The 13,790-nt window shown below is 57.8% G+C and carries 14 protein-coding genes and 2 pseudogenes; 5 read left to right on the forward strand and 11 right to left on the reverse strand.

Going from position 1 to position 13,790, the window contains the following annotated elements; genetic code table 11:
• Positions 1–136: 136 nt before the first annotated feature.
• Both recR and G4923_RS11140 read right to left on the reverse strand, forming a co-directional pair.
• Positions 137–232 (reverse strand): annotated as a pseudogene (recR, locus tag G4923_RS11135) (recombination mediator RecR); the annotation flags it as partial.
• A 157-nt stretch (positions 233–389) separates the two neighbouring features.
• Entirely contained in the window at positions 390–731 is a 342-nt protein-coding gene (locus G4923_RS11140) for an SH3 domain-containing protein (RefSeq protein WP_163137071.1), read from the reverse strand.
• Between the two features lie 273 nt (positions 732–1,004).
• Here G4923_RS11140 and G4923_RS11145 point away from each other — a divergent pair, with 273 nt between their 5' ends.
• Positions 1,005–1,532 carry a winged helix-turn-helix transcriptional regulator gene (locus G4923_RS11145; RefSeq protein ID WP_163137072.1) on the forward strand — a complete coding sequence of 176 codons (528 nt, stop codon included), beginning with the start codon at positions 1,005–1,007 and terminating at the stop codon, positions 1,530–1,532.
• Complete coding sequence (gene fabF / locus G4923_RS11150) at positions 1,529–2,806, forward strand: beta-ketoacyl-ACP synthase II (protein WP_163137073.1); 1,278 nt, start codon at positions 1,529–1,531, stop codon at positions 2,804–2,806. The genes G4923_RS11145 and fabF overlap by 4 nt, the downstream gene beginning before the upstream one ends.
• A 107-nt stretch (positions 2,807–2,913) precedes the next feature.
• Here the strand turns inward: fabF and G4923_RS11155 are convergent, their stop codons facing one another.
• The 4 genes from G4923_RS11155 to G4923_RS11170 all read right to left on the reverse strand — a co-directional run bounded on the left by G4923_RS11155 (position 2,914) and on the right by G4923_RS11170 (position 5,507).
• Positions 2,914–4,290 carry a DUF4397 domain-containing protein gene (locus G4923_RS11155; RefSeq protein WP_163137074.1) on the reverse strand — a complete coding sequence of 459 codons (1,377 nt, stop codon included), beginning with the start codon at positions 4,288–4,290 and terminating at the stop codon, positions 2,914–2,916.
• Positions 4,291–4,589: 299 nt separating this feature from the next.
• A complete protein-coding gene (locus tag G4923_RS11160) occupies positions 4,590–4,877 on the reverse strand; it encodes a sll1863 family stress response protein (protein ID WP_163137075.1) in 288 nt (95 codons plus the stop codon).
• Between the two features lie 24 nt (positions 4,878–4,901).
• Positions 4,902–5,321 (reverse strand): BON domain-containing protein, encoded by a 420-nt coding sequence (locus G4923_RS11165; RefSeq protein ID WP_106885291.1) that lies wholly within the window; start codon positions 5,319–5,321, stop codon positions 4,902–4,904.
• A 27-nt stretch (positions 5,322–5,348) separates the two neighbouring features.
• Entirely contained in the window at positions 5,349–5,507 is a 159-nt protein-coding gene (locus tag G4923_RS11170) for a DUF3309 family protein (RefSeq protein WP_106885292.1), read from the reverse strand.
• 257 nt (positions 5,508–5,764) lie between these two features.
• Between G4923_RS11170 and G4923_RS11175 the strand changes: the two genes are divergently transcribed.
• Together G4923_RS11175 and G4923_RS11180 are read left to right on the forward strand one after the other, a co-directional pair.
• Positions 5,765–6,550, forward strand: a complete 786-nt coding sequence (locus G4923_RS11175; protein ID WP_163137076.1) for a hypothetical protein — start codon at positions 5,765–5,767, stop codon at positions 6,548–6,550.
• A 289-nt stretch (positions 6,551–6,839) separates the two neighbouring features.
• Positions 6,840–7,733 carry a LysR family transcriptional regulator gene (locus G4923_RS11180; protein WP_163137077.1) on the forward strand — a complete coding sequence of 298 codons (894 nt, stop codon included), beginning with the start codon at positions 6,840–6,842 and terminating at the stop codon, positions 7,731–7,733.
• Between the two features lie 128 nt (positions 7,734–7,861).
• Here G4923_RS11180 and G4923_RS11185 read toward each other — a convergent pair whose 3' ends face one another.
• The gene (locus tag G4923_RS11185; RefSeq protein ID WP_240455300.1) at positions 7,862–8,374 is read right to left on the reverse strand and encodes a hypothetical protein; all 513 of its coding nucleotides are present in this window, start codon (positions 8,372–8,374) and stop codon (positions 7,862–7,864) included.
• 173 nt (positions 8,375–8,547) lie between these two features.
• On the opposite strand from G4923_RS11185, the pseudogene G4923_RS21410 reads away from it, so the two are divergent.
• Positions 8,548–8,745, forward strand: a pseudogene (locus G4923_RS21410) (DUF2846 domain-containing protein); the annotation flags it as partial.
• A gap of 226 nt (positions 8,746–8,971) precedes the next feature.
• Here the strand turns inward: G4923_RS21410 and G4923_RS11195 are convergent.
• From G4923_RS11195 to uvrD, 4 genes are all read right to left on the reverse strand, one after another.
• The gene (locus G4923_RS11195; protein ID WP_163137078.1) at positions 8,972–9,823 is read right to left on the reverse strand and encodes a hypothetical protein; all 852 of its coding nucleotides are present in this window, start codon (positions 9,821–9,823) and stop codon (positions 8,972–8,974) included.
• 19 nt (positions 9,824–9,842) lie between these two features.
• Positions 9,843–10,565 (reverse strand): hypothetical protein, encoded by a 723-nt coding sequence (locus G4923_RS11200; RefSeq protein WP_163137079.1) that lies wholly within the window; start codon positions 10,563–10,565, stop codon positions 9,843–9,845.
• Between the two features lie 13 nt (positions 10,566–10,578).
• Positions 10,579–11,334 carry a TIGR04255 family protein gene (locus G4923_RS11205; protein WP_163137080.1) on the reverse strand — a complete coding sequence of 252 codons (756 nt, stop codon included), beginning with the start codon at positions 11,332–11,334 and terminating at the stop codon, positions 10,579–10,581.
• Between the two features lie 236 nt (positions 11,335–11,570).
• On the reverse strand, positions 11,571–13,742 hold the full coding sequence (uvrD, locus tag G4923_RS11210) for a DNA helicase II (RefSeq protein ID WP_163137081.1): 2,172 nt from the start codon (positions 13,740–13,742) through the stop codon (positions 11,571–11,573).
• Positions 13,743–13,790: the final 48 nt, after the last annotated feature.

Genomic DNA, 13,790 nt, shown 5'->3' on the forward strand with positions numbered 1-13,790 from the left:
CGTCGCGAGAAGCCGTCAGCAAGGTATCGATCCGCGCAGGAACCGGAACGTATAGGTATACGTGAGCCCCTGGTTTCACATAAGCGAGCAGCACATGAGCCTTGATCACGGTTTCGCAGCAGGCCCATAAGCAGGTTTAGATGCGCTGACGCCCCATCAGGGAGTGAGACAGCGTGGTGCCATCCACCAGCTCCAGCTCGCCACCCACCGGCACCCCGTGGGCGATGCGGCTCTGATCCCCTTCCCCGTCACCCTACTCTTTACAATTCACCCGGCCGCCGCGCCCCAGCTGACGGCCGGGTTTCTGAATGCCCTGGCCCTCTCCTTCCCCTCATCCCACGATGTTGACGGCTCCCCTGCCGCCCGTGGCAACGCAAACCGGCCCTGCCTTATGACGGCGAGGAGATGCAGCTTGCCGGTATCCAGCCCGAGCCCCCTGTTTCGTTGTGCACCCAGAGCCAGCCGGCCAGCTCTCTCTCCACCCTGACCCGCTCACCCACCACCACATCCAGCTCGCGGGCGGTGTAATCCTGGCGCGCCAGCGCCTCCCCTTCCCCGAGGAGCGTCAGCAGCGACAGCGGCGCCCACCCTTCGTTGCCGTCCGTCGTGACGGTGCGAACCCAGCCCGGAAACTCGTCATCCTCGTGGCCGATACGCACCCGCTCCCCGGCGCTAAAGCCGATGGGATTGGGGTAACTGGTGTGGTGAGCCGTGGTGATCAGCGCCAGCATATGATTCTTCTCCGATGTGCTCTGGTGGGTGGAAGTAACACTGACTTGATACCACAAGTGCCGCCCCATTGCCGGGAGCCAGGCCCCATGGCGCCCACAGCCTCTCTCGGCAGCCCCCTGGCGATGACATGCCCTGCAAGGTGGGTGTCCCAGATTTCCCCTCTCCCAAGGTGCCTATTACCATCGCCCACCACCGGACGGCACTAGTCACTTGCATAATGGAAGTAAGGGCCGTATGGTGACTTCCATTATGCAAGTAACCTGATAACCCATATGCGCAAGAAGAGTCTGAGTGAACAGCAGTGCCCCATCGCCCGCAGCCTGGATCATGTCGGCGAGTGGTGGAGTCTGCTGATTATCCGCGATGCCATGCATGGCCTGTCGCGCTTCGATGAATTTCAAAAGAGCCTTGGTATTTCCCCCAACATACTGACCCGGCGCCTGACCGCCCTGGTCGAGGGGGGGCTGATGGAGAAGCGGCTCTACTCCGAACGCCCCCCTCGCTATCAATATGCGCTCACCCCCCGCGGCCAGGATCTCAGCGCCGTGCTGATCGCGCTGCTCACCTGGGGCAATAACCACCTTGCGCCCGAGGGAGCCAGCATCCAGCTGAGGGATGCCCAGACGGGCGAGCTGGTCGAGCCCATGCTGGTGGACAGGCGCACGGGTCAGGAGATTTCACCCTCGCGCCACACCCTGGTGCCGGGACCGGCCGCCAGTGACGGCATGAAGCAGCGTCTGCGCCATGCCAATGGCGTGATGAGCGGCGATAACCCTTCGAAACAGGAATCAGAATCATGAGCTCAACTCGCATCGTGGTGACAGGAATGGGAGCTGTGACCCCGCTTGGATATGGGGTGGAAACAGTGTGGCAGCGGCTGCTGGCGGGCCAGTCCGGCTTGCGCCGCCTGCCGGAGGCCTTCACCGAAGGGCTGGCCGCCAAGGTGGGCGCCATGGTGCCCTCCCTGGCAGAAGATCCCCTGGCCGGGTTTGACCCTGATGCAGTGGTGCCGATCAAGGAGCAGAAGAAGATGGATCGCTTCATCCTCTTTGCCATTGCCGCGGCCAAGGAGGCCCTGCTGCAGGCCAACTGGGCCCCCAGGACGGCGGCAGAGCAGGAGCGCACCGCCACCATCATCGCCTCGGGCATCGGCGGCTTCCCCGCCATCGTCGATGCGGTGCGCACCACGGATGAGCGGGGACCGCGCCGCTTGTCCCCCTTCACCATCCCCTCCTTCCTGGTCAACATGGCGGCGGGCCATGTCTCCATCAACTTCGGCTTCAAAGGACCGCTCGGGGCACCGGTCACGGCCTGCGCCGCCGGGGTGCAGGCCATTGGCGACGCCGCCCGGCTCATTCGCTGCGGTGAGGCCGACATCGCCATCTGTGGCGGGGCCGAAGCCACCATTGACCGCGTCAGTCTGGGCGGGTTTGCCGCTGCTCGCGCGCTGTCCTCAGCCTATGCCGATAACCCCGAAGCGGCCTCCCGCCCCTTCGATGTCGACCGCGATGGGTTTGTCATGGGCGAAGGGGCCGGGATCCTGGTGATTGAATCCCTGGAACACGCCCTGGCCCGAGGCGCCACCCCCATAGTGGAGCTGGTGGGCTATGGCACCAGTGCCGACGCCTATCACCTCACCGCCGGTCCCGAAGATGGCGACGGCGCACGCCGCGCCATGATGGCGGCTCTGGCTCAGGCCGGCATTCAGGCGGCGGATGTCCAGCACCTCAATGCCCATGCCACCTCGACCCCGGTGGGTGACAGGGGGGAGCTGGCCGCCATCAAACGCGTATTTGGGGATGACAACCAGATTGCGGTGACCTCCACCAAGTCAGCCACCGGCCATCTGCTGGGGGCCGCCGGGGGCATAGAGGCCATCTTCACCGCGCTGGCCATTCGCGATCAGAGAGTGCCCGCCACCCGCAACCTGCAGCAAGCCGATCCCCTCGCCGACGGGGTGGACATAGTGCGGGGCGCGGCCCGTGACATGGGGATCGAGCACGCCATCTCCAATGGCTTTGGTTTTGGCGGCGTGAATGCCAGCGTGCTGTTCAAGCGCTGGCGGGGGGCCTGATCTCGCTGGTGTCATCATCCTGGGACACCCAGACTTCCTGCCATAAAAAGACCCAAACTGAAGGGCTCAGTTTGGGTCAGGTTGCGAGTCGGTTGACTAGCAGAGGGTCATTTTTTGCTGCTGATGTCGTCCAGGACCAGCAACTCGGGATCCACGCCGCCGACACTGTCAGACAGGGCCGCGGCTGTCAGCACCTGGCCATTGGCCAGGGTGACCGGCAGGGGACCTATGACAGGGGTCTTGTCACCCGAGGCCGTGACGGTGACCTGGTAATCACCGGCAGCAACGGCAAGATAGCCGCTGTCTGCCTTGAAGGGCACGGCCTTGAGCACCGGTGAGGCGCCGCTGATGTCAGTGCCCGCAGTCAGATAGATATCGACTGCCGGTGCCGTGGGGGCGGCATGGAGCACCCGCAGTTGAGCCTCGGTAGCCACCACCCGTCCGGTATCCGTCAGCAACAGCGGCTCTATGGTTTCACCTGAGGGGTCCAGCAACTGGCCCACGGCAAACAGGGAGTAGCGAGCCCCCGCCTTGAGCGGCACGTCGCTGGCACTGATCACCTCAGGGGTGGCGGCTCCGGTTGGCGTGACCACAAAGTCATAATCGGCGGCGGCCAGCCCCAGATACCCGGTGTTCCCCTTGAAGGCCAATCCTTGCAGCGGGGCCGCTGTCGGGGCAACACCATTCACCCAGATGTCGACGGCAGGGGCATCGGCAACGGCATGGACCACCCTCAACTGAGCCTCTTCATCGACAGACAGGATGGGGGTGGCGCCAGCATCGCCGATGGCGAGCAACTGCACCGGACTTGGCCCCGCCCCGAGGTTATCGATCGCTGCGATCAGCAGGTCAGCCCCGGCGTTGAGTGTCTGCGGGCCGGAGTCATAAACCACATCCACTGTCCCCGGCAAGGTCAGCCTGATCTGGTATTCGCCTGCCGGCAGGGTTAGGGGGTCGCTGTAGGTCTTGAACGGAATATTGGCCAGCGTCGGGCTGCTCAGGGCGGCCCCCGGCGCGGTGACATGGATGTCGACCGCCGGTGCACCCGGTGCGGCATGCAGCACCTGCACACGAATATCACCTCCTGTGGGCGCCTGGTTCGGCCGCTCAATCACCAGGGGACCAAAGGCGGTATCACCGCTGCCAGCCAGTTTGCCGACGGCCAGCACGTCGTACTGAGTGTCGGGTTTCAGCTCGAGAGACACAGGGCCTATGACAGTCGTCGTCGTCCCCCCTGGCAAGATGCCGTCGACCGCGACTTCGTGACTGCCAGCGGCAACCGGCTTGAGCCCGCTGCTGCTGCCATAGTCAACGGCCGTCAGGAAAGCCGCACCATCGACCCTTACATCAACCTTGGGGGCATCAGGGGCCAGATGGCTGATCCTGATGGTGGCATTGGGCGGGCTGCTGTCATTATCACTCCCCCCACAGGCTGCCAGGGTTAATCCCATGGCAATGGCTGCACAACGCTGAAACCATTTCATTTGATCAATCTCCATTTGGTAAGTGGCCAGAGTGATATGACTGTCCCGAACGATTGGATCACAGCGCTCTGTGTGATGGCGGTTGACGAGATGAAAGGAAGGATGGGCGTGGGCCGCCCAGGGTCAGCCAGCGACACGGGAAAAGGCGGCGTGAATGCAGGCGAGTGGTTCAGTGGGGACTGATCTCGCTGGCGGGTGAACATCATCATGCTGGCCGCCCGGGCGGCGAACTCCCGGCCCGGGCGTTCGCCGACTTTTTTCATCTTGGGACACCCAGCTTCTCCCAGGGGGATCCCCGCTCACTTGAATTTCGACTGGGCCTCCGCCAGACCGCTCTTCAGATCGTGCCACATCTGATCGGCGGTCAGCTTGACCTGATCCCAGGACTCGCCGCTCTCCCTGCCGAGCACCTCCATGCTGTCGGAGGCGGCATGCTGCCTGGCACGCAGGGCCTGAAGCTCCTTGCTCCCCTTGACCCTCATGTCGGCCGAGAGGGTCTCCAGCTTGGCTTCCAGCAGGTTGATCTGGCAGCCCCACTCCTTGAGCTGGGCGCTCATTCTTTCCCGGTAGGCTTGGTGCATTTCCATCTTGTGCTCCTTGAGCAAGCGACCCTATTGGGTCGCGGTGAGGGTCAGCTGATTGACGACATTCTCGACGCCATCCACCGCCATCGCGATCGCGCTGGCCTTGTCGCTGTTGGCTTGCGAATCGGCCGTCCCGGTCAGGGTGACGACACCGCCGACGGTGTCGACGCTGATCTGCAGTGATCTCAGGCCGGGCTCGCCGAAGAGCTTGGTCTTCACCTTGGTGGTGACTTCGGTGTCTGCCCAGGCCTGGGCGCTCTCGGCACCTTGCTGGCTCACCTTGTCTTCATACTTGTCGAGGGTGGCATCGACCTTCTTGCCAGTCTCGCTGGCCGCATCATCTATGCTCTTGCCGGCCTGTTCCGCCGACCCCGGTTTGTCGCATCCGCTCAGCCCCAGGGTGCAGAGCAGCGAGATGGCGACGAGGGTTAGGTTGCTGTGTGGCATCTGTTGATTTCTCCGAAGTGAACTTGGCTAGATCTTGCCGAGCAAGACCAGGATGAGCAGTACTGTCAGTACCAGTCCGATAACGCCGCTTGGCGCGTAACCCCAGCCCTGGCTGTGCGGCCAGCGGGGAATGGCGCCGATCAGTAGCAGGACAAGCACGATCAGCAGAACGGTTCCAATGGTCATGGCTTTCTCCTAAAGGTTGCATCTGGGCGACATAAACGACCCATCTGATAGTGCGACCCGTCCACAGGCCCGGTCTGTACGCAAACACACAGACGGGGGAGATATATGGATCTTTCCCAGGCCAGGCGGGATCGACCGGCAGACCCCTCTCCTCTTCGATTCATTACCAGCAGTGAATTTTGATATCAGCTGAGTGCCATTTCAGTGAACACTTCACCGCCCTAGACTGCTTCTCGAACCTTAACGAGGAGTCTGTTATGAAATTCCCCCACGTCCCTTTGCTGGCTGGCGCCATCGCCTCAGCCATGTCTTTCAACACCTTCGCCGGTGACCTTGTCTCGGTGCAGTTCAGCGATGGTCGTCCCGCCGTCAGCGGGGTCGAGGCCGTCAACGGAGTGCTCAACCCCATAGGGGTCAACGTAGTCACCGTCGAGATTCCCGACGGGGCCAGGCCGCTGCTCGAGGCTTCCCACCGCCGCGCGTTGACCAAAGCTGAGCACGGCGCCCTGATTGCGGCCTTCAACCTGAGTCAGGGGGAGCTGCTGGAGCAGGCCAGGCTCGCAGGGCGCGAGCCTGCGGTGAAAGGAGGGGGCGTGGCGACCGAAGAGACCGGCGTCGGCCCCTACCCCAAGGTCTATGACCTGATGGCGCTGGACGAGGGCACCCGCAGCGCCGTGCTGGGCAAATACGGCCGCATGCATGTCAACTCCGCGGAGGATGGCACCGACATCGACGAGGTGATGACTGTGGTCAGCGGCGGCCCCTTCCGCTGGGGCTTTACCCTCGAAGACGGCAGCATAGCCCGCTTCCAGATCGACAAGGTGGGACTTGAAGACAAGGCCGTGCGGATCAGCTATCACGGGCTGGGCATGCACGCCGGGCTGATGGACGCAAAACAGGGGCTGCTGGTGGCCTTCGCCCATGGCCCTAAGGCATTCACCATGCGCTACCAGGCCGAGGTGCCCCACGCCCAACTGCTCGGCACCAACCCCTGGGCCGATGTCGGCATCAGCCTGCCCCCCGCTCCCGGCAAGGCGCAGTAAGCCGGTTCGTGCCATCTGGCGGCGGGGCCCGGGCCCTGCCACCTCCTTTATGCCTGCCGTAGCGGGGCCGGGGTGCGAAGGGCCATTCCCGGTCCCCTGTCTGCGTGTCTGCCGGGTCCGCCACTCCCCCGGAAGGCCTTTATCCGGGCCGGTATACCCACGGGCCGCTCTGTGGCTGGCGGCTGATGGCCGGGGATGGGGGATGGACACCCCCGAGATCCGCACTATTGTGATAAAAGTGCGCAATGATGGCGCCATCATTTACCAGTAGTGAATTAACGGGGGCAGGATGAACAAGATCACGGCGCTGAACGTCTTTCGCCGGGTGGTGGAGATGGGCACCTTCAGGGCGGCGGCGGACGACCTGCGCCTCTCCCAGGCGGCGGTCAGCAAGAACATCAACGAGCTGGAAGCCTTTCTCGGTATCGCCCTCATCAACCGCACCACCAGGCGGCTGAGCGTCACCGAATCCGGCATGGCCTACTACGGCCAGATATGCGCCGTGCTGGACAGCCTGGAGGCCGCCGACCAGTCCATCATGGCCGCCTCCTTCACCCCCAGGGGCAGGCTGAAGATCGGCATGCCCATGTCCTACGGGCTGATCCGGCTCAACCCCCTCGTCTGCGATTTCCAGCGCCGCTACCCGGAGATCGGCATCGAGGTGATCCTGAGCGACGCCTACATGGACCTGGTGGATCAGGGGCTGGATCTGGTGATCCGGGGGGCAGGCACCCTGGAGGACTCCACCCTGCGCGCCAAACCCCTGTGCGAGGTGCAGCGGGTGCTCTGCGCCGCCCCCGACTACCTGAAGGAGGCGGGCCAGCCCGCCCACCCGGCGGATCTCAAGGCCCACAACTGCCTGCGCTACAGCCTCTCCTCCTCCCCCAACAAGTGGTTCTTTACCCGGGACGCGGAGAGCGTAGCGGTGGAACTGCCTCCCGCCAGCTTCTGCGCCAACAACGGCATAGCCCTGAAACAGGCGGCCGCGCAGGGGCTTGGGGTGATCCTGGTGCCCAAAGAGTTCGTGTCGAGCGAACTGGCAGACGGCACCCTGGTCAAACTGCTCCCCGACTGGCAACCCGACCCCCACGCCCTCTTCGCCGTCTACCCCCTCCACAAGGAGCAGTCCCGCAAGGTGCGGCTCTTTATCGAATTTATCGTCAAGGCGTTTCAGCTGCGGTAAGCCAGACAGGCGGGAGCTTGGGGTTTGTGCCTCTCGACCACGACACAGACAACCCAACTGTATGGCGGCGTGTAGGTTCGATTAGCGAAGCGTAATCGGACGTTCACCTAATCGGTCGATTCCCCTGACTACAGCCTGCCATCCAGAGTGATCACCCCCGCCTGAGTTGCCGATGTATCAGCAAATAGCCGCCTGCCGAGATGGCGGATCAGCAGCAGCGGAGGTACCAAGGTGAGCAGCAGCCAGTGGGTGTGGGGCAGGATAAAGGCCCAGATGATCTCGTGGGGCAGCCAGGTCGACGCGGTTGCCGTCATAAAGGCAAGGTCATAGATCTGCCACAACCAGAGCCCGGCAAAGAGCGGCAGCAACAGCCGCCGGGGCGTCAGCAAAAACAGGGGCCAGAAAGCACAGGCGAGTACGGCACTGAACTCCAGCATGGCCGGGGCCAGCTCGGCAAAGGTCCGCCCCGAAGAGAGGCTGCTCCATTGGAGGGAAGTATCCTCGGCCAGTGCAGGCCACCAGGAAGCGTATTGGAACAGGGTAAACGAAACCATAAATAGCAGGCTGGTCAGCAGCGCCAACGCCGTTTTTCGTAACAACCACCGCCCCATCCGGCGCAGTGTCGGCATCCACTTAGACATTAATGACTCCCATCTGGTGACGGGGCAGTATGCCGCTGTTCGCTGCACCGTCAAAGTGGCACACCATGCCAGTTAATTGTTGAAATATTGAATCCCGTCACATCGGTACCAGTCTGAGCGGTTGCGTGTCCGCAAGGCCCCATGCGAACCTTTATTTATCTTTCTTCCAAGCAAAACAGAGGGCGCCGGGCAGCCGCATCTCTTACAAGTCGGAGAACGATGCCACCCAGACCCTCAGTGCCGAGGCGGGCAAAAACTGCTGCGTTTGGCATGAGGTCGAAATGGATCTACTGATGGCCCGCTCCAAGCTGAGTCAGGTCAGTGAAGAGGAGGGCAAGCAAGGGGTGATGGAGAGCAAGTTGGTTAAGTGATAGGCTGACGTTGTCGCGTATTATATAGGTGGTCGTGGATTAACTCGGCCATCTGTTGATATTTAGAGCAACCCACTCAAGCATGTTTACCTAATGTAAGTGGCAGATCGGCCAGAAGGGATTGGAATATTTCTTGACTGCATGCACGATAGTCTAGCCATCAACATTGACCAAGCGTTGTCGGGATACCAATAATGAAAATTTTAATTTGAGTTTTCGTTAACAATTATTCTTTAGAACTAAAGTACTCTAAATCTAGTAGATGGAAATCTCGTTCCATGCTCTTTGTAAATTCCGTGTCGGCAAGAATTTTGACAGATTTCAAGTTTATATTCAAGGTGGTTTTAAATGCACCACTTATCATCTCTATATGTTGTTGCTCAAACTTATCTTTGTACTTTCGCAGATTTACTTCCTGCTGTTCGGTATCAAAACAAAGTATAACATTGGCGTCATAAAATTTATCATCAGCCTGTTCATTAAATGGTATTGCATTAATATAAACACCACTAATTAAACTGTTGAACGTGTCATCATTCCATATTTTCTCAAAAATTTTCTTTGATTTACTTAGTCTATTGTTCCATGAGTCAGGGAAAACAGAACGAGTAATACGTGCCGCACACCAACCTAAGACAATTTTTAAAAATTTTGGGGAGAGCGTTCGAGTTTTATCTATGTTCGAACGTAGTAGAGTGTCCCGTTTGACATGGCAAATTCCAATAGCTTGAGCCTCATAATGCTCAATGTTGCTACCGATGTTGACTGGCATTTGAATAACTCTTGGGTTTTTGCCGAATTTAAAATTTCCATTTTCATTATCTGCCTTCCATAGAAGGATAATTTGAGCCCATGGTTCACGAGAGAAATCCTCGTCAACAAGTGCGCAGTCGTAAGTTACTGGAATAAGGTAAATAGATTCCTTTTTCTCTACATAAGATAAAATCTCAGCGGGGATAATATCCTTAAGATGGGCGTTATCATTCAGGCTAATAAAAACCCCCCTGCTCCATCCAGATTTAATCCACCCCTCTCTGTTATGAGATTCGGAAGTTAAACATTCATGTGTAACAGACATCACTCCCCCCTTTGAGAAATTAACCTATTTCCAAGCTTTTTCTTACGGCTAGTCCATCAAATTTAACAAATAGACGATCATAACTTTCTAAAAGTTTTTCTTTATCCATTGGCTCTTCAATTAAGGCATTTTTAAGTATTGGATCAGAATATTTCCCAAAACTGAATAGGGCCAGATATTTACGATGTGGTTCTAGCATGTCTTCGTGAAGAACATCTAAGGCTTCAATTCTCTTGGCGATTCTCTCATGTACATTCTTTTTTGGATTTTTCTGCCAATCATATATAGTCTTTCTTTCAACATTAAGAACAGAAGCCCATTGAGCTATTTTTGAAAAACCAAAAGAATCTTTTAATGAAAAAGATTTTTTAATTATATTGTCGTCCAATGCATCCTTTTTTTCAGATGGCTGAACGGCTGCGTAGGTTTTATTTCCTATGCTCTTTTTTATAGCATGCTGTCCATAGCCATAATCTAGTTTTGGCGCAGATGAGGTCACTGGTATAACAGATGAACCTACCGCCAAAGTAATTATAAAAATACTTTTCTGGATAATGTGAGTGTATGAAGAAGTTTGTTGCTGCCGCACTCTTCTTGTAATATCCATGCTATTTGAACCGGTAAAAATATCTTTACCGATATCGAATGACTCAGTTTTACAAAATCCACCATTATGCATACCACTCTCCTCGTAAGGAATATGTCTTCCTCTTGGTGCTGTTGAGTAGTTGACGTATGCCATATTATCTCCGGTGTTAATTTACAGTAATGTCTAAGTATGCTCGTTTTATGTTGTCATGCAGTAAACTGAAGCAGTTTATTATAGTATTAATATTATAAGGGATCATTTTCTCAAATGGTTCAAAACTGTCAAAATCAAGATGTGCCCATGGACCTGATTTCACCTCATTTTCAATCATGAAGTCTCTAACCAATTCGAAAACATCGTGAGGATATTTTACAGAGTCGATCGTCACTCCACTATTGACAACAAGTCTTTTATTCTCTGACAAAAAAGCAGATGTCATGTTGCCACCAGCTCGTAGCAAACCAAGAAGCTCAGGCTGAAGAAATTCGCCACGTTTAACAAAATTACTAAAACCAGCTTGGTTGTCCCATTGATATTTATTGATATATCTCATGCCGATAAAGTTAACATGAGTGAGCTCTATTACAGAAGTAATGGAGTCAATTATTTCAGTAAACTTAGTAATATAATCTTTATACGTAACATATGATGTCGTATGTACAAATAAGGAGTCTGGTGTCAACCTAAAACCAAAAGCACGATCTGCATCTGTCATAACAAGAACAGGATGAGATATAGTGACTGTTTGAGGTGAGCCAGCCCCACTAAATTCAATTTGGTTGTATTCAATAGTTGTCATAGCACCAATAACAGGATACTGCCTTCTCAGCTTCTCCTGAATAGCGTCTATAGCATCTTTCAGTGTTTTGTTGGGAATGGTGGCAAAACCAACCTTGCCCAACACATAAGACAAGTTACTCATACGAACCTCCCGTTAGAACTTAAGGGCTTCTAGGCCCTTAGCTAAGCGTCATTTTTATACACTTTACATGAGTTATTGTCTTTTTTAAACACAATGCTGATTATCTTGCCTAAGCCCCTAGGGGTTTAGGGGCAAATGTCGAAGATTATGTGGTAATCGTGTCTTTAAGCTTGTTGCGATGGTTGATATAAAAACCCGGCCTAAGCCGGGTTGGTTTTATCAAAAGGCGGGAAAAATCAAAGCGCCTCCAATCTGGCATAGGCCGTTACCAGCCACTTGGCGCCGACGTCGTCGAACTGGATTTGCACCCGGCTCTGCTGGCCGACCCCTTCGAAGTTGAGCACTATGCCTTCACCGAATTTCGGATGGAGCACCCGCTGGCCGAGCTTGATGCCGCTGGCGTCGAAGCTCTGCTGCACCTCGTTCTGGCTAAAGCGGCCGTACTGGGTCGGGCGGCTGACCTGGGTGCGCAGCCGGATCTCTTCCAGACACTCGGCGGGCATCTCGCGGATAAAGCGGCTCGGCTTGTGGAACATCTCGCGGCCGTAGATGCGGCGGCTCTCGGCATAACAGATGTAGAGCTTCTCCATGGCGCGGGTCATGCCGACGTAACAGAGGCGCCGCTCCTCTTCCAGCCGACCCGACTCCTCGGTGGATTGCTGGCTGGGGAACATGCCTTCCTCCACGCCGACCAGCAGCACCAGGGGGAACTCCAGCCCCTTGGCGCTGTGCAGTGTCATCAGCTGCACCGCATCGGCGTATTCGTCCGCCTGATTCTCGCCGGATTCCAGCGCCGCGTGGGCGAGGAAGGCCGACAGATCGCTCATGTCTTCCAGCTCGTCCGGGCGCTGGTACTGACGGCAGGCGGTGACCAGTTCGTCCAGGTTCTCTACCCGTGCCTGGGACTTCTCGCCCTTCTCCGCCAGATACATGGCCTTGAGGCCAGAATTCTGGATGGCGATGTCCGCCTGCTGGTGCAGGGGCAATAAGGAGACCTTCTCCTCCAGCGCGTCGATCAGCTCGACGAAGCCGCGCACCGCGTTGCCGGCGCGGCCGGTCAGCACCTTGTCGTTGAGCAGCGTCTTGGCAGACTGCCAGAGGTTCTGGCCCTGATCCCGGGCGTTGTTGCGCAATATCTCCAGGGTGCGCTCGCCGATGCCCCGGGTCGGGGTGTTGACGACCCGCTCGAAGCTGGCGTCGTCGCCTCTGTTGTTGATGAGGCGCAGGTAGGCCATGGCGTCTTTAATTTCTTGGCGCTCGAAGAAGCGCAGGCCGCCGTAGATGCGATAGGGCATGGCGTCCTGCATCAGCGCCTCTTCCAGCACCCGGGACTGGGCGTTGGAGCGGTAGAGGATGGCGCAGTCGGCCAGCAGGCCGCCCTTCTCCTTCCAATCCTTGAGGCGGCCGACCACGAAGCGCGCCTCGTCCACCTCGTTGAAGGCGGCGTAGAGGGAAATCGGATCCCCTTCTGCCCCCTCGGTCCACAGCTCCTTGCCGAGCCGCTCCGAGTTGTTGGCGATGACGCAGTTGGCGGCCTTGAGGATATTGGCGGTGGAGCGGTAGTTCTGCTCGAGGCGTATGGTCTCGGCCCCCTCATAGTCGGTCAGGAAGCGCTGGATGTTCTCTATCTTGGCGCCGCGCCAGCCGTAGATGGACTGGTCGTCGTCACCCACTATCATCACCTTGCCGGACTCGCCTGCCAGCATCCGCAGCCAGGCGTACTGGATGCCGTTGGTGTCCTGGAACTCGTCCACCAGTATGTTCTGGAAGCGATCCCGGTAGTGCTCGAGGATGTGGGGCCGGTTCAGCCACAGCTCGTGGGCGCGCAGCAACAGCTCGGCAAAGTCCACCAGCCCGGAGCGATCACAGGTCTCCTGGTAGGTCTTGTAGATCTGCTGATAGGTGCGGGTGACGGGGTCGCCGTAGAGGTCGATGTCGCCGGGGCGCAAGCCCTCGTCCTTCTTGCCGTTGATGTAGCCCATCACGGCGCGGGGGGCCCAGTGCTTCTCGTCGAGGTTGAGCGCCTTGAGCACCCGGCGGATGAGACGGTACTGGTCGTCGGAGTCGAGGATCTGGAAGTCCTGGGGCAGGCCCGCATCCAGATGGTGGGCCCGCAGCAGGCGGTGGGCGATGCCGTGGAAGGTGCCTATCCACATGCCGCGCACGCCGTCGCCGATCACTTTCTCGACCCGGCCGCGCATCTCGGCCGCCGCCTTGTTGGTAAAGGTCACGGCGATGATGGAGAAGGGTGAGCAACGCTCCACCTGCATCAGCCAGGCGATACGGTGCACTAGCACCCGTGTCTTGCCCGAGCCGGCGCCTGCCAGCACCAGCAGATTGCTGCGAGGGGCCGCCACCGCGTCTCTTTGCTTGTCGTTGAGCCCGTCGAGCAGGGTTGAAACGTCCATCACCACTCCTGTTTATTTATACAGGCGGCGATTATACGGCCTGAGCGG

Source organism: Aeromonas rivipollensis (assembly GCF_010974825.1).
Classification (GTDB): Bacteria; Pseudomonadota; Gammaproteobacteria; order Enterobacterales; family Aeromonadaceae; genus Aeromonas; species Aeromonas rivipollensis.